Raw genomic sequence first — 23,990 nt, forward strand, 5'->3', positions numbered from 1 at the left:
GGGCCGAGGAGGACGGCCGCCCGGCCGACCCGGTCCAGGCCGCCGACCGCGCAACGGCCAACGTGCGCGAGGCGCTCCCGCCCCGCCGCACCCCGCGCCGCGACACCCAGCTCGGCACCCGCGCGGCGGAGCGCATGATCGACCTGCGTGCGAAGGGCCGCACGTACCGGCAGATCGCGGAGGAGGTCGGCGTCAGCGAGTCGACCGTCCGCAAGCGCATGCGGGAGTTCACCGAGACGGGCTCGATCCCGATCGTGGCGCGCCGCTGACCTCGGTCGCCCGTCCCGTCCCGGTGCCGGGTGCCGGGTGCCGGCCTCAGGCCTCGTGGACCGCGCCCGCGTGCGCGATGTTCGTCAGCGACCGCCACACGAGGGCCAGCGTGAGGCCGGCGCCCGCGCACGCGAACCACCAGGGCGCCACGAGCCCCCAGTGCTCGGCGATCACGCCGCCGAGCAGCTGCCCGAGGGCGATGCCGCCGAACACGCAGATCATGTAGATCGAGCCGACCCGCCCCTGGAACTCGCGCGGCACGGCGCGCTGGCGCACGGTCGTCGACAGCGTGCCCCACACGAACGCGTACACCCCGAAGACGCCCATGATCAGGAGCGCCACCCACGCGGTCGACGCCAACGCGAAGGCCGCGTGGTAGAGCACCTCGAGCGTGAGGCAGATGCGCATGAGGGTGGCCAGGGCGACATGGCGTTCGAGCCAGCCGTACGCGACGGTGCCGAGGATGCCGCCGACCGCGCCGGCCGTGGTGAGCAGGCCGTACTGGACCTCGCTCATGTGCAGGTGGTCGAGGGCGTACTTGACGAGGATCGCGCCCGGCGCCGCCCACGTGACGTTGAACGTGAGGATGACGAGCGCCAGCGTGCGCACGGGCTTGTGGTGCCAGATCCAGCGGAAGCCCTCGGCCATGTCCTGCCGCACGTGGGTCCGCTCGGCGCGGGGCTCGACGTCGGGCAGGCGCACGCGCGAGACCAGCACGACGGCGAGGGCGACGGCGACCACCTGGACCACGAACGGCCACACCATGCCTGCGGCGAAGAGGAACGCGCCGACCGGCGGGCCCACGAACTGGTTCGCCGTGAGGAACCCGGCCTGGAGGCGCTGGTTGCCGGTGCCGAGGTCCTTCGGCTCGACGAGCATGGGCAGGAGGGTCTGCTGGGTGGTGTCGGCGAACACCTCGGCCGTGCCCCAGAGGAACATCGCGACCAGCACGACGGCGATGGACACCGACCCCGTGGCGATGAACCCGACCAGCAGCGCGATGACGACCGCGCGGACGAGGTTGGCGACGACGACGACCGCGCGCCGGTCCAGCCGGTCCGCGAGCACGCCGGCCCAGAGGCCGAACACGAGCCAGGGCAGGCGCTCGAGCATCGCGGCGAGGGCGACGAGGAAGGCACTGTCCGTCTGCGAGGCGACGAGGAGCGGCCCGGCGGCGATCGCGATGCCGTCGCCGATGTTGCTCGTCCAGGACGCCGAGACGAGCCAGCGGAACGGCCGGCCCAACCGGCGCGGGAAGACGGTCTCGACGAGTGCGCTCACAAACGGTCAAGTCTAGGAGGGCGTGTCGAGCCTTTTTTCGACGATCCCTGACGTCTCGGGGACGTGGCCCGCGGGGGCGCGCGGCTATTTTTCCGGAGGGTGATATCCCGACGCCGATCACCGGCCCGCCGGCGGCTGCGGGTGCCGTGGGGGTGCGCTGCCGCGGACCGGTCGGCAGCACCGGAGAACGGTGGAACGACGGGGAAGATCTCCCGTGCCGTCCCTTGTCGGGAGTGATCTCGACAACGTTTTCTACATCGCGCCACGAAGAGTTGGACAATCGTCCGAGTCGGTGTTGACGTCGGCCTGGAACAGGTGCAGACTCTCACAAGACGGTGCGCATCGCCCGCCCCCTGCGCGGTGCGCATCGTCATCACCCGTCGGGCTTCGGCCCGTCTGCGAAGCCCCTTCGGACCCCCTGCCGGAGGGGCTCTTGCATTCCGCCCGGCGCTCCGCCCGGCGCCGCTCACGGCCCGCCCTGTGCGCTCTCGGGCCCACCGTGCCCCGCGAGGTCCGGCGCGGCGTGCGGCGTGGCGTCCGGAGTTCGTCCACGCCGCGCGGTTAGCGTGCTGGGGTGAACGCTGCACGCCGCCAGACCGCAGCCGCTCCCGAGAGCTCGGCAGACCTGTCCGAGGAGCTCTCGGCCGCGCTGCAGGACGAGAACGTGGACCCGGCCCTCGAGCCGGTCCCGTCGGAGGCTCCGGGGTCCACGGAACAGGGCCCCAGGGACCCCCTGTCCGAGTCCGTCGCGCGCTGGCGCGCCGGGCTCGTCCAGCTGGCCGGAGGGTCGTCGCTGGCGGACGTCGGGCTGCTCGGCGAGGCGGTCATCGACCTGTCCTCCGCCCACCCGTCCGGCATCGCCCAGCTCTTCGCGGGGCGGCCGACCCGCCTGTCCAACCTCGTCCGCGAGGCCGGTGCGCTGCCGGCCGCACGCCGCCGGGCCCGCGCCGTCGCCGCGCGGTCCGCGGAGCACGCGCAGCGCTACGGGCTCTCACCGACCTATCTCGCGATCGGCGTCGCCACCTGGACCGAGCGCCCCGGCGGCGCAGCGGGCCGGGCCGACGACATGGAGGCCATCACGCGGGTGCTCGGTCCGGCGAGCGCGCCCCAGCACGACCAGGGCTCGGCCGACAGCCCCGACGACGCGCCCGCCCTCACCGGCTCGGTGCCCGTCGTCACGCTCACGATGCCGTCCGGGCGGCCCGCGCAGCCCGAGGGCGAGGACGCCGGCCCGCGCGTGGTCCGCGCGCCCGTCATCCTGCGGCCCGTCACGCTCACGCCGCGCAACGACGGCGAGGCGGACTTCGACATCACGCTCGACACCGCCGCCGAGATCAACCCGGTGGTCGCACGGACGCTCCGCGACAACGGTGCCCTGCTCGACGCCACCGCGCTCGCGAAGGCGACGTTCACGCTCGCCGGCTTCAACCCGACCGACGTGCTCGAGCGCGTCGCGAGCCTCGGGTCGGCCGTGCTCGGCGACTTCCAGCTCGACCGCAGCGTGCTCGTCGGCACGTTCGTGCACCCGGGCCAGGTGCTCGTCGACGACCTCGACGAGCTCGCCCCCACGCTCGGCGGCCACGAGGTGGTCTCCGCGCTCGCCGGTGTCGACGCGTCGGTGCGTGCGCTCGACGCGGCCGGGCTGCCCGAGCCCCGGGTCGGCGACGCCGACCCGGCGCACGAGCGCGGCGTCGGCGACCTGGACCCGCACCAGCGGCGCGTCGTCGACGCGCTCACGACCGGCAGCCACCTCTTCGTGGACGCGCCGGTCGGGTCGGACGTCGCGGGGACGCTGGCCGCCGTCGTCGCCGAGGCGAACGCGAGCGGGCGGTCCGTGCTGTACGTGCCGGGCCACCGCCGGGCCGCCGACGCCCTGGCCGCGCGGCTGGAGTCGCTCGGCCTGGGCGGGCTGCTGCTCGACATCGCGCCGGTCCCGGCCTGGCGCGCCCTCACGGCCCGCCGCCTGCTCGAGGCGATGGCACCGGCACAGGAGCGGATCGACGTCGACGAGGTGGCGCGCGTGCGCGACGCGCTCATCGGGTCGCGCGCCCAGCTCGCCGGGTACATCGAGGCGCTGCACCGCGTGCGCGCGCCGTGGGGCGTGTCCGCGTACGACGCCCTGCAGGCCCTGGCGCGGCTCACGTCCGAGCGCCCCGCCCCGGCCACGCGGGTGCGGCTGGGGGCCGAGGAGGTGCTCGCGCTCGACGCCGGGCGCCGGGCCCAGGTCGCGGCCGACCTGCGGCGCGCGGCCGAGCTCGGGGCGTTCACGCTCACGGCGTCGTCCAGCCCGTGGTTCGGCGCGCACATCCTCACTGACGACGACGCCCGCGCCACCCTGGCCCGCGTGACCCGCCTCGCCGAGCACACGCTGCCGAAGCTGCGCGAGCAGATCGAGTACGTCGCGCGCGTGACGGGTCTGGTCCAGGCGACGACGGCGCGGCAGTGGGGCGAGCAGCTCGCGATGCTCGGCGGCATGCGCGGCACGCTCGACGTCTTCCAGCCGATGGTGTTCGAGCGCACCGCGGCGGACATGGTGCAGGCCACGGCGTCGCGCAGGCAGCGCGCGGAGCAGGGCGTCGAGATGGGCTGGCTGACCCGGCGCCGGCTGAAGCGGCGGGCGCGCGAGATGGTGCGGCCGGGTGTGCGCGTGCCGGACATGCACGCCGCGCTCGTCGAGGTGCAGCGCCAGCGCGAGGTGTGGCAGGAGCAGTGCCCGCGCGGCGGCTGGCCGACCCTGCCGGAGGGCCTCGCGGCGGTCGAGGAGACGTACGAGGCCGTGCGCATCGACCTCGAGGCGCTCGAGCCGGTGCTGCGCGGGTCGCAGGCGGGCGGCGACCTGCTCGACCTCGACCTGTTCGCGATGGTCCAGCGGTTGGCGTCCCTCTCCGAGACGCGGGAGGCCCTGACCCAGCTGCCCGAGCGGACCGCCGTGCTGCGCCGCCTGCGCGCGACGGGCCTCGGCCCGCTCGTGGACGACCTCGAGGAGCGTCGCGTCGAGGAGGACCTCGTCGGCCCGGAGCTGGAGCTCGCCTGGTGGTCGTCGGTGTTCGAGCAGATCCTCGCCACGGAGCCGGACCTCGCCGGTCAGGACGGTGCCGGCCTCGACGCCCTCGCCGGGCGGTTCCGCGAGCTCGACCGGCGGCACGTCGCGTCGCTGTCCGCCCCGGTGCGGGCCGCGGTGCGGGCCCACCTCGGCGCAGCGATGCGCGAGGAGCGGGACGACGCCGAGGCCCTCTACGCCGAGCTCGTCGAGGGCGACATCTCCTCGATGCGCGACCTGGTGACCAAGCACGCCTCGACCGTCCGCCGGCTGCGACCCACGTGGGTCTCCACGCCGACGATGGTGCCGCACCTGCTGCCGCCCGAGCCCAGCGCCGACCTCGTGATCCTCGACGCGGTGCAGCACGTGCCGCTCGAGGTGGTCGTGCCCGCGCTGGCCCGCGGCCGGCAGATCGTGGTGGTGGGCGACCCGCGCTCGGCGTCGGGCACGGCGGTGCGGGAGATCGCGCGGCTGCTGCCGCGCGTCACGCTCCAGCCCGAGCCCGCCCGCCGGGACCCGCGGCTCACGGCGCTGCTCGCGGAGCACGGCTACGAGGGCATCCTCCGCCCGGCGCCGCTGCCGCGCACGGAGGCGCTCGTGCACTTCTCGCTCGTGGACGGGTCGGGCATGCCGGACCCGGTCTCCGGCACCGTCGAGTCGACGACGGCCGAGGTCGAGCGGGTCGTCGACCTCGCGATCGAGCACGCGATGACCCGGCCCGAGGAGACCTTCGGCATCGTGACCGTGACGGCGGCGCACGCGGACCGGATCCGGGAGCGGCTGCTCGCCGAGGTGCGCGCGAACCCGGCGCTCGCCCCGTTCTTCGCCGGGTCGCGGCCGGAGCCGGTCGTGGTCGCTGACGTCACGGGCGTGGCCGGGCTCGGCCGCGACACGATCGTGCTGACGCTCGGCTTCGGCCGCACGCCGCACGGCCGCGTGCTGCACCGGTTCGGCGTGCTGGGCGAGGCGGGTGGCGACGCGATGCTGCTCGGTGCCCTGGGGGCCGCCCGCAAGCGGCTGCACGTCGTGTCCTGCTTCCCCGCGTCCGACCTCGACCCCGAGCGCCTGCGCGGACCGGGCCCCCAGCTGCTCGCGAGCGTGCTCTCGTTCGCGCAGGAGCGGTCGGGGCTCGCCGACCAGGTCGAGATCGGCAACGGCGTGGACGTCGCGCGGTCGGTCGACCGCCTCGTCGTGGACCTGGGCGAGCGGCTCTGGCGCTCGGGCCTCGTGGTCGAGACCGACTACGGCCTCCCCGGCGGCGACCGCATCCCGCTCGCGGTGGGCCACCCCGACCTGCCGGGCGAGCTCCTCGTGGCCGTGCTCACCGACGACGCCGCCTACGTCGCCGAGCCGTCGATCCGCGTGCGGGACCGGCAGCTCGCCGAGCGCCTCGAACGGCTCGGCTGGGTCGTCGCGCAGGTCTGGTCGGCGGCCGCGTTCCTCGACCCCGACGCCGAGGCCGAGCGCGTGCGGCGCGTGGTCCTCGCGGTCCGTGACGCCCGCGTGGGCCAGACCGGCGGAGTGCCCCCGGCTGCGGACCCGGTGGTCCCCCAGGTCCTGGACGACTGACCCGAACGCCGAGGTAGTCACCTGGCGAGGTAGTCAGGTGGCTCGGCCCCGAGCTCCGTGCCGGGTCGCGTGCTCGCGGCGGATCCCGGGCGCGGGACAATGCGAACGTGAGCGATGAGCAGGAGGCTGGGCCGGATCCCGGCCGGATGGCCGGGGGCGGACCTGACGACCAGGGCACTCCCCAGGGCACTCCGCACGACGGCGCCGCCGCGCCTCGTCGGCGGAAGCACCGCCGGGTCGTGCGGCGCGGGACGGAGCGCGAGAGCGTGCTCGGCGTGAGCGCCGACGAGCGGCCGACCGGTTGGGGCGAGGGTCTCGACGGGGCGCCGGCCGCGGACAGCGGGCACGGGTCCAACGACGAGCAGCTACGGCGGGACGTGCCGCCGCACTGGGGCTGACGGGCGCGGCTGACGGTGCGGCTGACGGCGCGCGGTGCCCGCCCTCGACGCTGAGGGCGGACACCGCGGCGTGGGTCAGCGGCTGGTGCTCAGCCGACCGGCGGGGGCGTCGTGCCGGTGCGGGTGCCCGCACCGGCGCTCTGGGCGCGCAGCAGGTCGCGGATCTCGGTGAGCAGCACGACCTCCTCGGCCGCGGCCTCCTCGACGACCTCCTCGGGCTTCTTGCGCAGCGACTGGAGCTTGTTGATCGGCACGATCACGAAGAAGTAGATGGCGGCCGCGATGAGCAGGAACATGATGACGGCCTGCACGAAGAGACCGTACGGGAAGACGGTCGTCTCGCCCTGCCAGTTGGGCACCTCGAACGAGAGACCCGAGAAGTCGGGCGCCCCGACGAGCCAGCTGATGAGCGGCATGATGAAGCCGTCCACGAGGCCGTTGACCACCGCGGAGAATGCCGCGCCGATGACGACCGCCACCGCGAGATCGAGCACGTTCCCGCGGGTGATGAATTCCTTGAATCCCTGAAGCATTGTGTTTCCCCTGCCCTGGTTCACGAGTGGTCCGAGCCGTCGGGACCGGCCCGGTCATGGATTCTCCGGTTCGTTGGAAGGCACCGCATCTCGAACGGGACATTCCGCAGAATTGTCGAGCCTTTGTGGGCCACTATGCACCGAGGGGTCGCGATTGTCGCGGGTTGCGGTTCACGGAACCAGCACTGCCGCGACCGACCCCCAGCCCGAGACCGCGGAGAGTCCTGGCGCCTCGTCGGGATGGACCGCGACCAGCGTGACGGGGCGGTCCGCCTCGGCGGCGGGACCCAGCAGCCCGCTCGACGCCTCCGGGGCACGGCCGGCCGGCACCGGGAGCACGAGGGCATCCCGCGCCAGGTACTGCGGGTCGGTCGCGGGGTCGACGCCGGATGTCGTGCCCGCCAGCAGGTCCACCCGGTCGCCCGGACGCAGGAGGGCGGCGACGGCGTCGTCGGACAGGCGGACCGGGACGACGACGGTGCCGCGCGGGGCCGCGGCGGAGACACCGTCGTCCGAGACGAGGGCGGTGTGCAGCGGCGCGCCCGCAGGGAGCCCGACCACGGCGGCGCGTCCGAGCAGACCGCGCAGGCTGCGTGCGGCGCCCGGCGGCACGATGTCGGCGGCGACGGCGCGGAGAACGACGTCGTCCCTGGTCAGCTGGGTTCCAGCGGCGACTGCACGCGCGGTGACGGCGACGTCGACGGTGGGCGGGGGCGGCGGCCACAGGAGCTGCACGGCGAGCGTGGTGGCGAGGCCGAGCAGGAGTGCGGCGAGGAGGTGGCGGCGGCGCCACAGGAGGATCCGCGCGTGCCGCACTGCGGGCGGGAGAGGACGGGGGCGGCGGTCCGGCCGCGTCGCAGCGCTCTGCCCGGGGCTGCCGGACGCACCCCGGACGTCCCACGGGAGAGCGGAGCGGTGTGGCGGCTCGTCACGGCCCGCGCCCGCCCAGCCGTCGGGTCCGACGACGCCGACCGTGCCGGCCCACGGGTCCGGGGCGCCCGACGCGGGCGTGGCGGACGCGTGCGCGTCGGCCGCCGAGCGTCCGGGGGAACGGTGCCGGTCCGTCGGTTCGAGGGTGTCGAGAGGTCCCATGCCGACGACGCTAGGTCGGCGAGACCGGCCGCCGTCGACCGCCCCGGGCGGCCTGTGCACAACCGCGGCACGAGGCCGGCTGTGGTCGTGCTCGCAGCACGGTGCCCCCGCGAGGGCGGCCTCCCGTCCCGCTCTGATCAGGCGGAGGCGGCCTTGGAGCCGCTGCCCGACGACGAGCTCGACGAGCTCGACGAACCGCTCGACGAGCCGTTCGACGACGAGGACGAGGACGACCCGGAGTCCGAGCCGCCGGCCTTCACCGTGCTGCTGGTCGAGGTGCTGCGGGAGTCGGTGCGGTAGAAACCGGAGCCCTTGAAGGTGACGCCCACGGAGCTGAAGACCTTCCGGAGCTTGCCCTGGCACTCGGGGCAGACGGTCAGCGACTCGTCGCTGAACTCCTGGTGGATGTCGAAGGCGTGGCCGCAGTCGGCACACCGGTACGCATAGGTGGGCACGTGCACTCCTCTGGGACGTCAGGCCGGCAGGGGGAGCGGCGCGCTCGCCGGTGCAGGGCCTGGCACTCGGGGTTTCCGAGTGCCAATACTAACCGTCCGACGGCGCCGGATAGTCCCGCGGCGCACCATGGCGCCGGACCCGGCGCGTTCACTCAATGTCTGGGGCGGGCGGTAGTCTCCACTGCGTGTCCGCGACCACATCCGCCGAGCCTGTCGAGCCCGCCGAGACCGCTTCCTCCGACGCCCCGAAGCCCCGCCGCCGTCGGACCCGTACGACCATGGTCCGCCAGTTCCTGGTGGGCACCGCGGTGGTGCTCGTGCTGGCCCTGGTCGCGCTGACCACCTTCGGGCTGCTCACCGCGCGCCGCCCGCTGCCGGAGCTGTCCGGCGAGGTCCAGCTCGAGGGGCTCGCCGCCGACGTGCGGGTGAGCCGGGACGCACAGGGCGTGCCGCAGATCTACGCCGACTCGGCCGAGGACCTGTTCCGCGCGCAGGGCTACGTGCACGCGCAGGACCGCTTCTTCGAGATGGACTACCGCAGGCACGTGACCGCGGGCCGCCTGGCCGAGCTGGTGGGCAACAACGAGGACGCGATCTCCGCGGACAAGGTGATCCGCACGTTCGGGTGGCGGCACGTGGCCGAGGAGGAGTTCAACCTCCTCGACGACACGACGCGGCAGTATCTGCAGGCCTACGCCGACGGCGTGAACGCCTACCTCGCCGACCGCAGCCCCGGCGAGACCGCCGTCGAGTACACGGTGCTCGACGTCAGCGTCGAGGTGAACGAACCCGAACCGTGGGACCCGATCGACTCGCTCGCCTGGCTCAAGGCCATGGCCTGGGACCTGCGCGGCAACTACGAGGACGAGCTGGACCGGGCGCTGGCGTACAGCACCCTCGGTGACGCGTCGCGCGTGGCCGAGCTGTTCCCCGCGTTCTCGGGCACCGGCAACGCCCCGATCCTCGACCCCGCCGAGGTGAGCGCCGACCAGGCGACGCCGCCGGCCCAGGGCGCCGAGAACGCGTCGGCCACGCAGGAGGTCTACGGCAGCCCCGAGCTGGCCGAGGCCATGGCGTCGGCCCAGCGCGCGCTGGACACCGTGCCGGTGCAGATCGCGCGCGGTGAGGGCACGGGGTCGAACTCGTGGGCCGTCTCCGGGCAGTTCACGGAGTCCGGCCGGCCGCTGCTCGCGAACGACCCGCACCTGGATCTCGCGGCGCCCGGCATCTGGGCGCAGGTGGGCCTGCACTGCAACCAGGTCGGCGAGGAGTGCCCGTTCGACGTCTCGGGCTTCTCGTTCTCCGGGTTCCCCGGCGTGATCATCGGCCACAACGCCGACATCGCCTGGGGCCTGACCAACATGGGCGCCGACGTCACGGACTTCTTCATCGAGCGCGTCCGCAACGACACCTACCTGCGCGGCGCGGACGAGTGGGTGCCCATGGAGACGGAGACCGAGGTCATCCGCGTCGACGGCGGCAGCCCCGTCGACCTGGAGGTCCGGCGCACCGTGCACGGGCCGATCATCTCCTCGGTCATGGGCGAGGCCGAGATGGACGCCGTGCGCGGCTCACCCACGGAGACGGGTACCGCGCTGGGCCAGTACGAGATCTCGCTGCAGTGGACGGCGCTCCAGCCCGGCCGCACCGCCGACGCCGTGTTCGCCATGAACCGGGCGCGCACGCCGCAGGACATGAAGGCCGCCGCCGCGCTGTTCGAGGTGCCCGCGCAGAACATCGTGTTCGCCACGACGGACGGGCACATCGGCTACCAGGCGCCCGGCAAGATCCCGGTGCGCGCGAGCGTGCCCGGTGCCGTGGAGTCGGACGGCTCGTGGCCGCGCCCCGGCTGGGACGCCCGGTACGACTGGACGGGCTTCGTGCCGGCCGAGCAGATGCCGAGCGTGCTGGACCCGAAGGAGGGCTTCGTCGTCGCGGCGAACCAGGCGGTGCTGCCCGGCGGCAACGGCCCGTTCCTCACCCGGGACTGGGACTACGGGTACCGGTCGGAGCGCATCCGGACGCTGCTCACCGAGCGGATCGCCGAGGGCCGCAAGCTCACAGCGGCCGACATGTCGGAGATCCAGATGGACCAGTGGAGCGTGTTCGCCGACACGCTGGTGCCCGTGCTGCTCGAGGTCGACCTGCCGGAGGGCTACGAGTCGGACGGTCAGGACCTGCTGGCAGACTGGGACCGCACCATGACCGCCGACTCGGCGGCGGCGGCCTACTTCGCCGCGGTGTGGCGGAACCTGCTGCAGATCACCTTCAACGACGAGCTGCCCGAGGCCATGTGGCCCGACGGCGGCAGCCGCTGGCTCGCCGTCATCCAGGGCATGCTCGACGACCCGAACGACGAGTTCTGGGACGACAAGTCGACCGTCGCCGTGGTGGAGAGCCGTGACCAGGTGCTCAGCGAGGCTCTGACCAGCGCGCGGCAGGACCTCACGGTCGAGCTCGGGAAGGACACGAGCGACTGGGAGTGGGGCACGCTGCACCAGCTCAAGCTGGAGCACCTGGTGCTCGGCGGCCCCGCCGTCCCCGCGCCCGTCTCGCTGTACGTGAACCCGGCCCCGACGAAGGTCGGCGGCGGCTCGTCCATCGTCAACGCCACCGCCTGGGACGCCTCGAGCGGCAGCTTCGACGTGACCAGCGGTCCGTCGATGCGCATGGTGGTCGACCTCGCCGACCTCGACGCCTCGACGTGGGTCGTCGTGACCGGTACGTCGGCGCACCCGGCGTCGCCCCACTACGACGACCAGCTCGAGGCCTGGGCGACGGGGGAGACCTTCCCGTGGCCGTTCAGCGCCGACGCGGTGACGCAGGCCCAGCAGGACGAGCTGATCCTCACGCCGTGACGGCGGCGGGTCGGGCGGGTCGACCTGCCCGGCCCGCGTCGTCCCGTCGTGGGCTCAGCCCAGCAGGCGCCAGTCGGTCGTCGTCGCGACGGCGTGCACGCGGATGTCGTGCTCCTCGATCGGAAGGGGGCGGTCCGCGGCGTCGTACACCTCTTCGGGGAAGACGACGGCGACCACCTTGGCGCCCGGACGCAGGTGCGTCAGGGCGCGGTCGTACCAGCCGCCGCCCTGGCCGAGCCGCACCCCGCGCGAGTCGACGGCGAGGGCCGGCGCCAGGACGACGTCGGCGAGCTTGATGGCGTCCGTGCCCAGGGTGGGGCCGCCGGGTTCCGGCGGGCGGCCCGGGGCGCGCTCGAGGAGGTCGTCGGGGCCCGTGTAGTCGGCCCAGTCGCGGGCGAGGCCCGCGCCGAGCACGGGGAGAAGCACGCGGACGCCGCGACCCGAGAGGCGTTCCAGCAGCGGCAGCATGCCCGGCTCGGCGCTGCGCGCGGCGTACGCGGCGACGCAGCCGGCGTCGCGGACCTCGGGGATGGTCTCGATGACGTCGGCGAACGCCTCGGCGGCCTGCGCGCGCTGGCGGGCCGTCCGGTGGCCGCGCTGGGCGCGGATCGCGCGGCGCAGCTCCTCCTTGGCGTCGGCGGTCTCCATCCCCGGGTGCACGGGGTACGGCTGTGGCGTCGGGACGGAGATGCCGCTCATGACCGCTATTGTGCCAAGACTCCGAGACTGGATTGTTACGAACAGCGCACGAAGAAGGCGAGAACATGGCCCAGCGGCCGCTCGACGGGTCAGTGACCACCGGGCGTGGTAGACCCTCTCCAGCACGGCGATACGCCGTAGGACGTGGCGAGGGGCGAACGAGAATGCCGTCGAGCAGGTCGGAGGTGCCGGAAGGCGCCGCGGGAAAGTTTGCGAAGGGGTGGACGGTGGCCAAGCCATGGCCGGTGACGCTGCGTGAGGACACGCCGGCCGGAGCGGTCGTGCTGCGCCCGCTGCGGCGTCGGGACGCGACCGACTGGGCCCGTCTGCGGGCGCAGAACGCAGCCTGGCTCGAACGCTGGGAGGCGACGGCGCCCGGCGCGAACCGGTACATCGCGTCGACGTTCGGGGAGTACGTGCGCTCGCTGTCGTCGCAGGCCCGGGCCGGCACCTCGCTGCCGTTCGGCGTCGAGCTCGACGGCGAGCTCGTGGGACAGCTGACGGTCTCCTCGATCACGTGGGGCTCGATGTGCTCCGCGAGCATCGGGTACTGGGTCAGCGAGCACGTCGCGGGGCGCGGGGTCATCCCGACCGCGGTCGCGATGGCCACGGACTACGCCTTCTTCCTCGGTCTGCACCGCATCGAGATCAACATCCGGCCGGAGAACAAGCCGAGCCTCCGGGTGGTCGAGAAGCTCGGCCTGCGCGACGAGGGGGTGCGCGAGCGGTTCCTGCACATCCAGGGCCAGTGGCGTGACCACCGGACGTTCGCGATCACCGCGGAAGAGGTCCCGGCCGGTCTGCTGGCGCGCTGGCAGCGCGTGCGCGACTCGCTCTGACGCCGGGACACGCCGTGCGTGGTGCGGCGGGCCTCGTGAATGCTCGCCTAACGTCGTGTCGTGGAATCGACCGCAGGACTCACAGCCGTGGCGCTGTTCGTCCTGTGGCTGGGCTACTGGATGCCGACCCTCGTGCGTCGGCGGACAGATCTGGGCGACTCACGGGTGGCCGACAGGTTCTCGGTGGGGCTGCGCATCGTCGCGATGAGCGGTTCCGGCAGGAAAGGAGGGGCGATGGTCACGGACGGCAAGCCGCGGGGTAGCACGCAGGGTGTGCCGCGCGTCGCCCACCCGACCCCGAAGGGCTACCCGCTGCAGATCATGGTCCGCGGCCGGCCGTTGACGGCGGAGCGCATCCGTCGCGTGGAGCGGCGGGCCCGACGGGCGGCGCGAGCGCGCCGTCGCCTCATCGTCTCGGCGTTCCTGCTCGTGTGCAGCGTCGTCGCGTGGACGTTCACCGGCCTCGGGACGTTGCACTGGGGTGCCTCCGCGGCCGTGTCCGGCATGCTGCTGTTCGTGCTCTTCCTCGGGCGTCGCGCTGCCCGCGCCGCACGCCGGGCGGACGCGCGGTGGCAGGAGAGCGTGCGCGCCGCGCGCCAGCGGGCGACGCAGGCCCGGGCCCTGGCGAACGGCGGCCCGTACGCGCCGCGCAACCGTGCCCAGGTCCGGGGGCTGGCGACGCACGGCTCGAGCACCGAGACGCAGGCGATCCCTCGGGTGACCCGCAAGGACGCGCTCGACGAGATCCTCGACGGGCCGACGGAGCCGCGCGTGATCGAGGTGGAGGCACCCGAGCCTGCCGCCGAGGAGTCGCCGGCCCCGGTCGAGGACGTCGACGCGACGCCGAGCGGGCGGGCTTGGGACCCGGTCCCCGTGCCACTGCCGACCTACGTGACCAAGCCGGCGGCGCCGCCGCGCACGCCCGCGCCGCTCCCGGCCTCGGCGAACGCCATGCCGCCGTCCATCCCGGTGCGCACGCACATGACCGCGGACGACGCTGCGCCTGCCGCGGAGCCGGACGCCGGTGACGAGCTGCTGCGGGGCGAGCCGCCGCGCATGAAGTCCGAGACCCTGGCCACGCCGCTCGAGGAGATCCTGGCCCGACGCCGAGCCGCGGGGTGATCCGTGCGACACGCCATCGAGTTGCAGGGGACCGGCGGTGAAGTGCTACTCTTCTGCAAGTCCAAGGGGCTATGGCGCAGTTGGTAGCGCGTCTCGTTCGCAATGAGAAGGTCGGGGGTTCGAATCCCCCTAGCTCCACCCAGTGAAAGGCCGCTGATCCGCAGATCAGCGGCCTTTCTCGTTCCCTCACGAGGGCTCGCAGGGCATCGGACATTAAGGACGATGCGATGACGATGACACGGTTCGTGACACGGTTGGGGTGCCGACCGTTGGCCACGATTGCCCACGGTGGCCCTCGCGGCCAGGGACGCCAGGCACACCTGGGCGGCATGAGCACGACGCACTCACCCGAGGGGCCGATGGACCGCAGCGCGCCCCTGTGGACGCTGGACGAGCTGTGCGCGTTCCTGCGCACGACGCCGGCCACGGTGCACACGTGGCGCAAGAGCGGGCGTGGTCCGCGCGCGTACCGGGTGGGGCGGCACCTGCTGTTCGCCGAGCTCGATGTGCGCGCGTGGCTGGCTGAGCGAGCCGACCGGATGGACGACGCCGGTCACGCCGACGCCGACGGGTCAGGGTGGTGATCCGCCATGGGGAAGCAGATGCTGAGGCCGGGCGAGCACGGCGAGATCTTCCTGAAGGAGACGAGCGCGGGCGCCTGGCGCGGGCGGGCGCGCCTGCGCCTGCTGGACGGCGACTACACCTCCGTGTCGCGGAGCGCGCCGAACCGGGATGCGGCGCGCCTGCGGGTGCAGGAGGGCATCACCGAACGTCTCAACGCGCCGAAGGGGTCGGAGTCGCTGACGCCGTCCTCGAAGTTCGGGCTGGCGTGCCGTGAGTGGGTGAACGAGATGCGGGTGCGGGCGACGTGGCCGCGTCCGCTGATCCGGCCGCAGACGATCGACGAGTACGAGCGGCTGCTGGGGAACCACGCGGCGCCGAAGCTCGGCAAGCGGCGCCTGAACGAGCTGACTCCGGCGGTGTGTCAGGGGCTGCTGGACTCGATCGTCGAGCGCGGCAAGGACGGCAAGTTCGACCTGGTGACGACCGCGTCGCAGGTGCGCAGCGCGGTGAACCAGGTTCTGGACCGTGCGGTGATCCATGACGCGTTGCGGGACAACCCGATGCGCAAGACGAAGGCTCCGGCGCCGAGGAGTCACTGGCCCGAGTCGAATGGTTTCAGCAACTGCTAAAGTCATGGTGTGGATACGCAGCCCCTGTACACGATCAAGGCAGACCTGTTCAAAGCCCTGGCCCATCCGGTCCGGATCCGGGTGCTGGAAGTGATCGCGGCCGACCCGGAGCTGGCCGCGCCGGTCTCTCTTCTCCTGGACGTCACAGGCGCTGAACCCTCCGCGCTCTCCCAGCACCTGGCGGTCCTCAAGCGCGCGGGGGTCGTGGACTCGTCCCGTTCGGGCAACGTCGTGGTGTACCGGCTGACAGAGCCGTTGGTCGCGGACCTGCTCGTCGTCGCGCGGGCGTTCCTGCTGCGACGTCTTGCTGGTCACGACGCCGATGACGGCCGGCTCGCCGTCGCGCAGCAGCTGCCGGCCCTGCCCGGGGCCAGTGCCCGGGCTGTCCTCGAAGCGGCCCTGGCCACGTCGGATCCGATCGGTAAGGCGGCGAAGTGACGGTTCGTGAGGTGCTGGTCCGGCTGAACGTGCGTGACCTGCTGCCCCGGGCGGATGACTACGACCTGCGTCCCCGGTCGATGGGGGCTGATCTGCTTGCCGGGCTGACCGTCGGGGTGGTCGCGTTGCCGCTGGCCCTCGCGTTCGGCGTCAGCTCGGGCGTGGGTCCGGCTGCCGGCCTGGTGACCGCCGTGATCGCGGGCGCGGTCGCTGCGGTGTTCGGCGGGTCCCGGTTCCAGGTCTCCGGCCCGACCGGTGCCATGGCCGTGGTCCTGGCGCCGATCGTCGCTGCGTACGGGCTGCCGTCGGTCGCCCTGGTGACCCTGCTCGGCGGGCTGATCGTCCTGGCCGCTGGACTGTTGCGGCTCGGGCGGGTGGTCACGTTCATCCCGTGGCCGGTCGTGGAGGGCTTCACGCTCGGGATCGCCGCGATCATCTTCCTGCAGCAGGTCCCCGCCGCACTTGGGCAGGACGCGGCCGTCGGCGGCAACACCCTGGTCACCGCGGTCCGCGCGGTCGGCGACGCGGCAGGTGCCCTCGACGCTCTGGCCCTGGACGGCACCACGCTGTGGTCGCTGGCGATCGTGGCGCTGGTCGCCGTCCTCATGCTTGCCCTGCCCCGCCTGCACGCCGCGATCCCCGCCTCCCTGGTCGCCGTCGTGCTGGCCACGGTGCTCGCCGAGACCACCGGGGCGCCCGTCGCCCGGATCGGGGCACTGCCCGACACCCTGCCCGTCCCGGTGCTGCCCGGCGTCAGCGCCACAGCGCTCGGGGAGCTGCTGGGCGCGGCGGTCGCGATCGCGGCGCTAGCCGCGATCGAGTCGCTGCTGTCCGCACGGGTGGCGGCGTCGATGGCACCCGGCGGGAGCGTCTACCACCCCGACCGGGAGCTGGTCGGGCAAGGCCTGGCGTCGGTCGCGTCCGGCCTGTTCGGCGGGATGCCGGCGACCGGCGCGATCGCGCGCACGGCCGTGAACGTGCGCTCCGGCGCCCGGACCCGGCTGGCCGCTGTCATTCACGCGGTGGTCATCCTCGCTGTGATCTACATCGCCACCGGACCGGTGGGCCGTATCCCGCTGGCCGCGCTGGCCGGGGTGCTCATGGTGACCGCGTTCCGGATGATCGGCGCGGGCACGATCCGCGCGGTGCTGCGCTCAACCCGGTCTGATGCTGCCACGTTCGTCGTCACGGCCGTGATCACCGTCGGGTTCGACCTGATCGAGGCGGTGCAGATCGGGCTGGTCGTCGCGGCGTTCTTCGCGCTGCGGCGCGTGGCCCGCGCCTCAGCAGTGCACCGTGACCCGCTGCCCGGCGTCGCACACGAGGGCGACGAGCACATCGCGCTGTTCCGGCTGGACGGACCCATGTTCTTCGGTGCGTCCGACCGGATCCTGACCGAGGTCACCGACACCTCCGTGCGTGAGAACGTCCTGGCCGTCATCCTGCGCCTGTCCCAGCTCGGCATGGTCGACGCCACCGGCGCGAAGGCCCTCGCCGACCTCATCACGACGCTCGAACAGCACGGCATCACCGTCCTGGTCAAGGGCGTCCAACCCCGGCACCGCAAGCTGATGACCACCGTCGGTGTGCTGGACGAGCTACGCCACGAGAACCACCTGTTCACCACCCTGGACGACGCCGTCACCCACGCCCGCTCCCACGTCCACCGCGCCGGCCAGGGCACCGACATCCCCCAGCTCGAAGACGACGCTGATGCCACACCACCCGCAACGGGGAAGCGTCGTGCCCGACCTCGCCTTCGCCGCCCGTGAGTACCTGGCACGGAACGGCATCGTTGCCCAGCAGATCGCCGACCACATGGGCCGGCCGATCGACTACGTCCTGGACCAGCTCACCGGGGAGATACCCCTCGGTGTCGACCTCGTCTCGACCCTGGCTGCCCTGACGGCCGACTCGCCGGCGCGGGTCTCGGCAGAGCTCGCGAGCATCGCAGGAACCTTGGTCGACCCACCGCGCTTCGACGGCCAGACCATGGCGCGCGCACTCGCGCAGGAGATCGGCGAGCAGCGTGCCGCGCGGAACATGACCCAGCAGCAGCTCGCGGACCTTGTCGGTGAGCCCCTGGACACGATCGCGAAGTACGAGTCCGGGAACCTCAGCGTCTCACTGGCCACCCTGAGGCGGATCGCAGCAGCGCTGGACACGTACGCGACCCAGGTCATGATCGCCGCGGAGCGCCGTGCCCGGCAAAGCTGAACCCATGGTGAGGAGGCGGGCGCGGCGCCGGGCATCCCGACAGGTTCGACAATGACATCAGGTCGCCATTCGGTGACAGGCCCCGTGGGGAGGATCGCAGTGGTATTTGGCGGCGAAGAACGGCCGCGGTATGAGCTCACGGCGAACAGGACGGAGCGACTCCCGGTCCTTGAACAACTCGGCACCATCGAGTCGCTCCGCGACCCCAACGATCTCGCCACTGACCTCACGCCCGCGCTCGTCCATGCCTGCTCGCACACCGCACGAACACGCACTCACCCGTGAGCACGGACCTCACCCCTGCAACGGGCGAGCCTCCTGCGATCCGGATCAGCCGACGAACGATGCTGCTCGGCCTCGGCGTGGCCGGGGTGATCGGGGTGGTCGGCGGGGGCGGATACTGGCTCACCGAAGGCCGATCACAAGGATCAGGGCTGTCGTTCACGACGCCCTTGCAGATCCCACCGTTGCTGGATTCGGAGATCGTCAACGGCGAACGTGTCTTCCACCTCACCGCACAGGCGGGCGATACGGAACTCGTCCCGGGAGTCCGGTTCTCCACGATGGGGTTCAACGGGACCTACCTCGGTCCGACGATCCGAGCCGCACGCGGTGAACCTGTACGCATCCGCGTGACCAACGACCTCACCATGGCGACCACGGCCCACTGGCACGGCATGATCCTGCCCGCGAGCCAGGACGGTACACCGCACCAGTGCATCCACCCGAAGTCCACGTGGACGGCAGCCTGGCAGATCGATCAACCAGCGGCCACGCTCTGGTACCACCCGCACCCCCACGGACAGACCGAGCTCCAGGTCGGCCGAGGAATGGCCGGGCTCTTCCTGATCGACGACGACACCCGGACGGGCCTGCCGTCTGACTACGGTGTCGATGACATCCCGCTGATCATCCAGGACGTCACCCTGCGAGGTGGCGGCACGCAGCCCGGCGCGCCCACCACGGCACCGATTGGCAGCGCTCAGGGTGAGCGACTCGACGTCCGGGTGCTGCTCCGCGAGGTGCAGCACGCGCGTGCCCGTCCCGGTGCCAGCAGCAGCTTCGCCTCGGCGCGCAGCACGAGCTCGCCGGTCATGGTCCGCGTGTCGGGCTGGAGCGCGCCCTGCGTGCGGGAACCACCCACACGTACCGGGTCGAGGTGACCGCCACCGTCGACGACGACGCCGCCGACGAGTCCACGTTCACGTGCCCTGAGCCCGGGTCGGACGACGCGGGCGGGTTCGCGAACACGGCGGGCATCGCGCACAACGACCTGACCGACAGCGCGGAGGCGTGCGCACCGCCGACCACTCCGGGGACCCCGCCGTCCGGCCCCGGGACCCCGCCCGGTCCGGGGGCGGCGAGCACGCCTCCGCTGGCGATGACGGGTGCCGACGTCGGGTGACTCGCCGGGGGAGCGGCGCTGCTGATCCTGCTCGGCGCCGCCGCGATGGTGGTGGCGCGGCACCGGGGACGTCGCGTGACGTCCTGACCACCGGAGCCCTGCCCGCGGGCCGTCAGCCCGCGGGCAGGGCTCGCTCCCTGTACGCTCCACCGCTCCTCCTGCTACCTCTCGCCGGGCTCCGCCACCTCGACCCGCAGGATGCGGTCGTCGCCCGGTCGGGGGTCGGTGCCGCCCCACGTCGCGCGGTCGGTGTTCGACGTGACCAGCCACAGCGCGCCGTCGGGTGCGACCTCGACGGTGCGGATGCGGCCGTACGTGCCGGCGAGGTGCTCGATCGGGTCCGCGGTCGCCGCGGGGCCGTCGACCGGGAGCTGCCAGAGGCGCTGCCCGCCCAGCGCGCCGATCCACAGCGACCCGGCGGCGTAGGCCACGCCGGACGGACTGGCGTCGTCGGGGTGGATGGTCGCGATCGGCGGCACGCCCGTGTCGCCGGCGACGCCCTCGGTCTCGGGCCAGCCGTAGTCCTCGCCGGGGCGCAGCACGTTCACCTCGTCCCACGTGCGGTGGCCGAGCTCCGACGCGTAGGGGGTGCCGTCCGGCCCGAACGTGATGCCCTGCACGTTCCGGTGCCCGCCGGAGTAGATCGGCGAGTCCGCCGGGTTGTCCTCCGGGATCGAGCCGTCGGTCGCGATGCGCAGGACCTTGCCGTTGAGCGAGTCGTCGTCCGCGGCGTTCTCCGGCTCGAAGGCGTCGCCGGTGCCGATCCACAGGTGCCCGTCCGGGCCGACGGCGAGGCGGCCGCCGTGGTGCCGGTCGGCGGTCAGGATGCCGTCGAGCAGCACGCGGTCCACCGCCAGGGAGCCGAGGTCCTCGGCGACCGTGAGTGCGACGACCCGGTTCTCGTCCCGCCCGGACACCGACGCGTACACCGTGCGGTCCTGCGCGAAGTCGGGGGAGGCGACGATGCCGAGCAGACCGCCCTCGGAGGAGACGGCGACGTCGGGCACGACGCCGACCTCGCGCGCGGGGCCGCCGTCGGCCGCGACGTGCAGGATGCGGCCGCTGATCCGTTCCGACACGAGGGCTGACCCGTCGGGCAGGAAGGTCAGCCCCCAGGGCGCCTCGAGCCCGGTGGTCAGCTCCTCCGGCTCGCCGAGCGTGGCGACGGCGGTCCCGGGGTCCGTGGGCGCCGAGGTCACGACGCGCGGGTCGGGGGTCTCGCCGGTCGTCGCCGGCGTGCAGCCGGCCAGGCCGCCCGCGACGGCGAGGCCCAGCAGGGCAGCGGTGGCCCGCGCGGCGCCGCGCGCCCGAGGGGAGAGGGGGTGCGGTCTCATGGTGTGCTCCTGGCGAACCTCGCTACGATGTGAACAACATGTACATTAACGAGGCCCTCGAAAATGTACAAGAGGTTCACATCGAGGAGAAGGAGCGTCGATGAGCGAGCAGGGCGTCAGTGCTCGACGGGGCAGGGGCCGCAGGCCGGCGGGAGAGGTGCGCGCCGCGGTGCTCGCCGCGACGGGCCGGCTGCTCCTGGAGGAGGGTCTGCCCGCCGTGACGTTCGACCGCGTGGCCCGGGAGGCGGGGTCGAGCAAGGTCACGCTCTACAAGTGGTGGCCGTCGCCGGGGGCGCTCGCCGCCGAGGCGTACTTCGCCCGGAGCGCGCCGGTGCTGGCGTTCCCCGACACGGGTGACCTCCGCGCCGACCTCGTCTCGCAGCTCACGGCCTTCGTGCGGCTCATGACCCGCGACGGCGCCGGCGTACCGGTGTCCCAGATCGTCGGTGCCGCGCAGACCGACCCGCACGTCGCCGCGGCGTGGGTCGAGGGCTACGCCCGGCCGCGGCGCGACCTCGGCCTGGAGCGGCTGCGGACCGCGCAGCGGAAGGGTCAGCTGCGCGCGGACGCCGACCTCCACCTCCTCGTCGACCAGCTCTGGGGCGTGTGCTACCACCGCCTGCTCGTGCTGCGCGAGCCCTTCGACGAGACCCTCGTCCCCCGGCTCGTCGACCAGGCGCTCCGCGGCGCCGCGCCCCAGGGCTGAGGCGCCGCGGTCAGTCGCGCAGCGCCGCGACCGCCTCGTCGTAGACGGCCACGATGTCCGCGGTCCCGCCGGACTCGGCCCACACGTCCGAGGCGATGTCGACGCACGCCAGCACGGCCGCGACGACGGCGGCGGCGCGCACCGTCGCGTCGCCTTCGGTGATCCGCTCGGCGACCAGCGGGGTCAGCACCTCGCTCCAGTACTGGCGCTTCTCGAACTTCCGCGCCCGCAGCGAGGGCGTGTCCCGCATCATGCGCGTGATCGCGAGGTCGGAGCGCACGTCGGTGAAGGTCTCGCTGCGCGAGTCGAGCATCGCGGTGCGCAGCGCCGTCCACGGGTCCTCGTCCGCCGGGCGCGCCGCCAGCGCACGCGCGAGGGCGTCGGCGCGCCCGGTGAGGTCGCCGAGCACGACGTCCTCCTTGGTGCCGAAGTAGCGGAAGAACGAGCGCCGCGAGATGCCGACGGCCTGGGCGATCTCGTCGACCGTCGTCGCGTCGAACCCCTTCTCGACGAAGAGCGTGCGCGCCGTCTCGGTGATCTCCTCGCGCAGCGCGGCGCGCTGCCGGTCCCATGCTGTGGCCACGGACTCATCCTACGATGCCTACTTGGCACCGAGTGACAGGTAGGCATACAGTGTCCACATGGCTATCGACTACCCGACCCAGACCGTCCTCCTCACGGGCGCCAGCTCCGGCATCGGGCGCGTGTTCGCGACCGGGCTCGCCGCGCGCGGCGCCGACCTCGTGCTCGTCGCCCGCCGCGCCGACCGGCTCGAGGCGCTCGCGGCCGAGCTCCGCGCCCGGCACGCCGTCGGCGTCACGGTCGTGCCGTTCGACCTGTCCGTCCCGACCGTCGGCGCCGACCTCCGGGAAGCCGTCGCCGCGCACGGGGTGACGGTCACGAGCCTCGTCAACAACGCGGGCTTCGGTACGTGGGGGCCGTTCCGCGACGAGGACCCGGAGCGTCTCGCCCGGGAGATCGCCGTCGACGTCGCGGCCCCCGTCCAGATCGCGCACGCCTTCCTGCCCGACCTGCTCGCCGCGGGGGACGGGTTCCTCGTCAACGTCGCGAGCATGGCCGCCTACGCGCCCACCCCGCGCATGGCCGTCTACGGAGGTGCCAAGGCGTTCGTGCTGAGCTTCACGGAGGCGCTCTGGGCCGAGCTGCGGCACACCGGCCTGACCGTGTTCGCGCTCTCGCCCGGCGCCACGGCCACCGAGTTCAACGACGTCGTGGGCACGGAGGACGCGACGGCCGGCGCGCGCAAGCGGCAGCCGGAGGACGTGGTCGCGACGGCGTTCGCCCACCTCGCCGCGCGCAACCCGGGCCCGAGCGCGATCGACGGCGGGCAGAACCGCCGGGCTGCCGCCATGTCGCGCCTGCTCAGTCGGCGCGCCGCGGTCACGCTCATGGAGCGGATCACGGACCCGGAGCGGAACGTGGCGGTGGTCTGAGCCGGCGGTGGGCGTCGCCTGCTCGACGCACCACGCTCGGCGGACCTCCCGCTCCGGCGAGCGGCTCGCCGCACTTGCGCTGGAGCGCGCTCCGGCTCCTAGCGTCGCTGACATGCGTGAGACCACCGGATTCGCGGCCTTCGGGCCCGGCGAGGACCTGCGACCGTACACCTTCGAGCGGCGCAGCTGCGGGCGGACCAGGACGTCGTCCGTGGCGAGATCGCGCACTACCGGGAGCAGCTCGCGCGCGGGCGGGACTGCGTGGCGGAGCTCGCGGCCCTCGGGGAGCCGACGGGCTGACGCTCAACCCCGCGCGGCGGCCTCGCGGACGAGCTCGAAGTCGAACGGGTTCGCCCGCACGAGGGCCAGTGCCCGCCGCACGGCCCCGACGTGCACGCCGTCGGAGCCCAGCTCCGAGGCGACGACGGTGGGCACCGGCGGGTGGATGTAGGACGGCAGGCGCTCGGTCGCCGCGGCGACCACCGGGCCCAGCGCGGGGGACAGCGCGCCGCCGACCACGATGCGCTCGACGTCGAGGAGCGACGCGATGACGGCGCACACGCGCGCCAGCCGGTCGGCGAGCTGCTCGACGATCGACGTCGCGACGGCGTCGCCCGCCTGGGCCGCCGCGAACACGTCGGCGGCGTCGAGCGCTGCCGGGTCCTGGCCGCGTAGGGGCGACCCGGCGGGCAGCTCGCCCGCGTCGGCCGCGCGGCGCACGAGCTCGCGCGCGACGTGCCCCAGGCCGTCCGCCGACCCGACGCCCTCGACGAGGTCGAGCAGCCGCATCTCGCCCGCGCCGCCGCCCTGCCCGCGCAGCAGGGTGCCGTCGACGATGAGCCCGGCGCCGAACCGCTCGCCCGAGAGCAGGGTCGCGAACGACGACAGGCCTGCGCCCGCGCCGATGGTCCACTCCGCGACGGCGGCGAGGTTGGCGTCGTTCTCGACGGCGACGGTCTGCCCGACGTCGGCGAGCTGCTCGGCGAGCCCGGGGTTCATCCGCGCCCAGAACCGCCGCTGGTTGCCGGGCGGCGAGGTGCCGTGCGCGTCGGTCGGCGCGGGCACGCCGACGACCACGGCGAGGACC

At 73.5% G+C, this 23,990-nt stretch carries 23 protein-coding genes, 1 tRNA gene and 1 pseudogene; 17 read left to right on the forward strand and 8 right to left on the reverse strand.

Annotated features, from left to right (window positions below; all coding sequences use genetic code 11):
- On the forward strand, positions 1 to 269 hold a 269-nt coding region (locus HLB15_RS14815), incomplete at its 5' end, for a helix-turn-helix domain-containing protein (RefSeq protein ID WP_171106538.1).
- Positions 270 to 315: 46 nt separating this feature from the next.
- Here HLB15_RS14815 and HLB15_RS14820 read toward each other — a convergent pair.
- Positions 316 to 1,551, reverse strand: a complete 1,236-nt coding sequence (locus HLB15_RS14820) for an MFS transporter (protein WP_171106539.1) — start codon at positions 1,549 to 1,551, stop codon at positions 316 to 318.
- Positions 1,552 to 2,125: 574 nt separating this feature from the next.
- Here HLB15_RS14820 and HLB15_RS14825 point away from each other — a divergent pair.
- Positions 2,126 to 6,160, forward strand: coding sequence for a PDDEXK-like endonuclease domain-containing protein (locus HLB15_RS14825; RefSeq protein ID WP_171106540.1), 4,035 nt, complete (start codon positions 2,126 to 2,128; stop codon positions 6,158 to 6,160).
- Positions 6,161 to 6,267: 107 nt separating this feature from the next.
- A complete protein-coding gene (locus tag HLB15_RS14830; RefSeq protein WP_171106537.1) occupies positions 6,268 to 6,558 on the forward strand; it encodes a hypothetical protein in 291 nt (96 codons plus the stop codon).
- A gap of 89 nt (positions 6,559 to 6,647) precedes the next feature.
- Here the strand turns inward: HLB15_RS14830 and mscL are convergent, their stop codons facing one another.
- Together mscL and HLB15_RS14840 are read right to left on the reverse strand one after the other, a co-directional pair.
- The gene (gene mscL, locus HLB15_RS14835) at positions 6,648 to 7,091 is read right to left on the reverse strand and encodes a large conductance mechanosensitive channel protein MscL (RefSeq protein WP_171106541.1); all 444 of its coding nucleotides are present in this window, start codon (positions 7,089 to 7,091) and stop codon (positions 6,648 to 6,650) included.
- A 171-nt stretch (positions 7,092 to 7,262) separates the two neighbouring features.
- Entirely contained in the window at positions 7,263 to 8,183 is a 921-nt protein-coding gene (locus tag HLB15_RS14840; protein ID WP_171106542.1) for an SAF domain-containing protein, read from the reverse strand.
- An 87-nt stretch (positions 8,184 to 8,270) separates the two neighbouring features.
- Here HLB15_RS14840 and HLB15_RS24840 point away from each other — a divergent pair, with 87 nt between their 5' ends.
- The gene (locus HLB15_RS24840; protein WP_311979585.1) at positions 8,271 to 8,483 is read left to right on the forward strand and encodes a hypothetical protein; all 213 of its coding nucleotides are present in this window, start codon (positions 8,271 to 8,273) and stop codon (positions 8,481 to 8,483) included.
- A 62-nt stretch (positions 8,484 to 8,545) separates the two neighbouring features.
- On the opposite strand, the pseudogene HLB15_RS24845 reads toward HLB15_RS24840, so the two are convergent.
- A pseudogene (locus tag HLB15_RS24845) lies at positions 8,546 to 8,644 on the reverse strand (FmdB family zinc ribbon protein); the annotation flags it as partial.
- A gap of 272 nt (positions 8,645 to 8,916) precedes the next feature.
- Here HLB15_RS24845 and HLB15_RS14850 point away from each other — a divergent pair.
- Positions 8,917 to 11,496, forward strand: a complete 2,580-nt coding sequence (locus tag HLB15_RS14850) for a penicillin acylase family protein (protein WP_229785148.1) — start codon at positions 8,917 to 8,919, stop codon at positions 11,494 to 11,496.
- 54 nt (positions 11,497 to 11,550) lie between these two features.
- On the opposite strand, the gene HLB15_RS14855 is transcribed toward HLB15_RS14850, so the two are convergent.
- The gene (locus tag HLB15_RS14855; protein ID WP_171106545.1) at positions 11,551 to 12,195 is read right to left on the reverse strand and encodes a 5-formyltetrahydrofolate cyclo-ligase; all 645 of its coding nucleotides are present in this window, start codon (positions 12,193 to 12,195) and stop codon (positions 11,551 to 11,553) included.
- A gap of 227 nt (positions 12,196 to 12,422) precedes the next feature.
- On the opposite strand from HLB15_RS14855, the gene HLB15_RS14860 reads away from it, so the two are divergent.
- The 10 genes from HLB15_RS14860 (at position 12,423) to HLB15_RS14905 (ending at position 19,409) form a co-directional block, all read left to right on the forward strand.
- On the forward strand, positions 12,423 to 13,034 hold the full coding sequence (locus HLB15_RS14860) for a GNAT family N-acetyltransferase (protein ID WP_171106546.1): 612 nt from the start codon (positions 12,423 to 12,425) through the stop codon (positions 13,032 to 13,034).
- Between the two features lie 60 nt (positions 13,035 to 13,094).
- Positions 13,095 to 14,156 carry a hypothetical protein gene (locus HLB15_RS14865; RefSeq protein ID WP_171106547.1) on the forward strand — a complete coding sequence of 354 codons (1,062 nt, stop codon included), beginning with the start codon at positions 13,095 to 13,097 and terminating at the stop codon, positions 14,154 to 14,156.
- A 65-nt stretch (positions 14,157 to 14,221) separates the two neighbouring features.
- Positions 14,222 to 14,294 (forward strand) — tRNA-Ala (locus HLB15_RS14870).
- Positions 14,295 to 14,485: 191 nt separating this feature from the next.
- Positions 14,486 to 14,740 (forward strand): helix-turn-helix domain-containing protein, encoded by a 255-nt coding sequence (locus tag HLB15_RS14875; RefSeq protein WP_229785080.1) that lies wholly within the window; start codon positions 14,486 to 14,488, stop codon positions 14,738 to 14,740.
- Positions 14,741 to 14,746: 6 nt separating this feature from the next.
- The gene (locus HLB15_RS14880; protein WP_171106548.1) at positions 14,747 to 15,349 is read left to right on the forward strand and encodes a phage integrase central domain-containing protein; all 603 of its coding nucleotides are present in this window, start codon (positions 14,747 to 14,749) and stop codon (positions 15,347 to 15,349) included.
- 9 nt (positions 15,350 to 15,358) lie between these two features.
- Positions 15,359 to 15,787: an ArsR/SmtB family transcription factor gene (locus tag HLB15_RS14885; RefSeq protein WP_171106549.1), complete on the forward strand. Its 429-nt coding sequence runs from the start codon at positions 15,359 to 15,361 to the stop codon at positions 15,785 to 15,787.
- Positions 15,788 to 15,867: 80 nt separating this feature from the next.
- Positions 15,868 to 17,559: a SulP family inorganic anion transporter gene (locus tag HLB15_RS14890; protein ID WP_171106558.1), complete on the forward strand. Its 1,692-nt coding sequence runs from the start codon at positions 15,868 to 15,870 to the stop codon at positions 17,557 to 17,559.
- A complete protein-coding gene (locus HLB15_RS24850; protein ID WP_171106550.1) occupies positions 17,531 to 18,004 on the forward strand; it encodes a helix-turn-helix transcriptional regulator in 474 nt (157 codons plus the stop codon). Before HLB15_RS14890 ends, HLB15_RS24850 begins: the two co-directional genes overlap by 29 nt.
- 281 nt (positions 18,005 to 18,285) lie before the next feature.
- A complete protein-coding gene (locus HLB15_RS14900) occupies positions 18,286 to 19,167 on the forward strand; it encodes a multicopper oxidase family protein (protein WP_229785079.1) in 882 nt (293 codons plus the stop codon).
- On the forward strand, positions 19,164 to 19,409 hold the full coding sequence (locus HLB15_RS14905; protein WP_171106551.1) for a hypothetical protein: 246 nt from the start codon (positions 19,164 to 19,166) through the stop codon (positions 19,407 to 19,409). The genes HLB15_RS14900 and HLB15_RS14905 overlap by 4 nt, the downstream gene beginning before the upstream one ends.
- A gap of 161 nt (positions 19,410 to 19,570) precedes the next feature.
- Here the strand turns inward: HLB15_RS14905 and HLB15_RS14910 are convergent, their stop codons facing one another.
- Positions 19,571 to 20,743, reverse strand: coding sequence for a PQQ-dependent sugar dehydrogenase (locus tag HLB15_RS14910; protein ID WP_171106552.1), 1,173 nt, complete (start codon positions 20,741 to 20,743; stop codon positions 19,571 to 19,573).
- 100 nt (positions 20,744 to 20,843) lie between these two features.
- Here HLB15_RS14910 and HLB15_RS14915 point away from each other — a divergent pair, with 100 nt between their 5' ends.
- Positions 20,844 to 21,449 carry a TetR/AcrR family transcriptional regulator gene (locus HLB15_RS14915; protein WP_171106553.1) on the forward strand — a complete coding sequence of 202 codons (606 nt, stop codon included), beginning with the start codon at positions 20,844 to 20,846 and terminating at the stop codon, positions 21,447 to 21,449.
- 10 nt (positions 21,450 to 21,459) lie between these two features.
- Here the strand turns inward: HLB15_RS14915 and HLB15_RS14920 are convergent, their stop codons facing one another.
- Positions 21,460 to 22,032, reverse strand: coding sequence for a TetR family transcriptional regulator (locus tag HLB15_RS14920; protein WP_171106554.1), 573 nt, complete (start codon positions 22,030 to 22,032; stop codon positions 21,460 to 21,462).
- Between the two features lie 58 nt (positions 22,033 to 22,090).
- On the opposite strand from HLB15_RS14920, the gene HLB15_RS14925 reads away from it, so the two are divergent.
- Entirely contained in the window at positions 22,091 to 22,903 is an 813-nt protein-coding gene (locus HLB15_RS14925; protein WP_171106555.1) for an SDR family NAD(P)-dependent oxidoreductase, read from the forward strand.
- Positions 22,904 to 23,206: 303 nt separating this feature from the next.
- Here the strand turns inward: HLB15_RS14925 and HLB15_RS14930 are convergent.
- On the reverse strand, positions 23,207 to 23,990 hold a 784-nt coding region (locus HLB15_RS14930; protein WP_171106556.1), incomplete at its 5' end, for an ROK family protein.

This window comes from Promicromonospora citrea (assembly GCF_013004695.1).
Lineage (GTDB): Bacteria > Actinomycetota > Actinomycetes > Actinomycetales > Cellulomonadaceae > Promicromonospora > Promicromonospora citrea.

Coding starts and splice junctions, on each gene's coding strand:
- mscL (WP_171106541.1), bottom strand. CDS start 7,091: ATGCTTCAGGGATTCAAGGAATTCATCACCCGCGGGAACGTGCTCGAT.
- HLB15_RS14840 (WP_171106542.1), bottom strand. CDS start 8,183: ATGGGACCTCTCGACACCCTCGAACCGACGGACCGGCACCGTTCCCCC.
- HLB15_RS14850 (WP_229785148.1), top strand. CDS start 8,917: ATGGTCCGCCAGTTCCTGGTGGGCACCGCGGTGGTGCTCGTGCTGGCC.
- HLB15_RS14855 (WP_171106545.1), bottom strand. CDS start 12,195: ATGAGCGGCATCTCCGTCCCGACGCCACAGCCGTACCCCGTGCACCCG.
- HLB15_RS14875 (WP_229785080.1), top strand. CDS start 14,486: ATGAGCACGACGCACTCACCCGAGGGGCCGATGGACCGCAGCGCGCCC.
- HLB15_RS14880 (WP_171106548.1), top strand. CDS start 14,747: ATGGGGAAGCAGATGCTGAGGCCGGGCGAGCACGGCGAGATCTTCCTG.
- HLB15_RS14890 (WP_171106558.1), top strand. CDS start 15,868: ATGGGGGCTGATCTGCTTGCCGGGCTGACCGTCGGGGTGGTCGCGTTG.
- HLB15_RS14910 (WP_171106552.1), bottom strand. CDS start 20,743: ATGAGACCGCACCCCCTCTCCCCTCGGGCGCGCGGCGCCGCGCGGGCC.
- HLB15_RS14915 (WP_171106553.1), top strand. CDS start 20,844: ATGAGCGAGCAGGGCGTCAGTGCTCGACGGGGCAGGGGCCGCAGGCCG.
- HLB15_RS14925 (WP_171106555.1), top strand. CDS start 22,091: ATGGCTATCGACTACCCGACCCAGACCGTCCTCCTCACGGGCGCCAGC.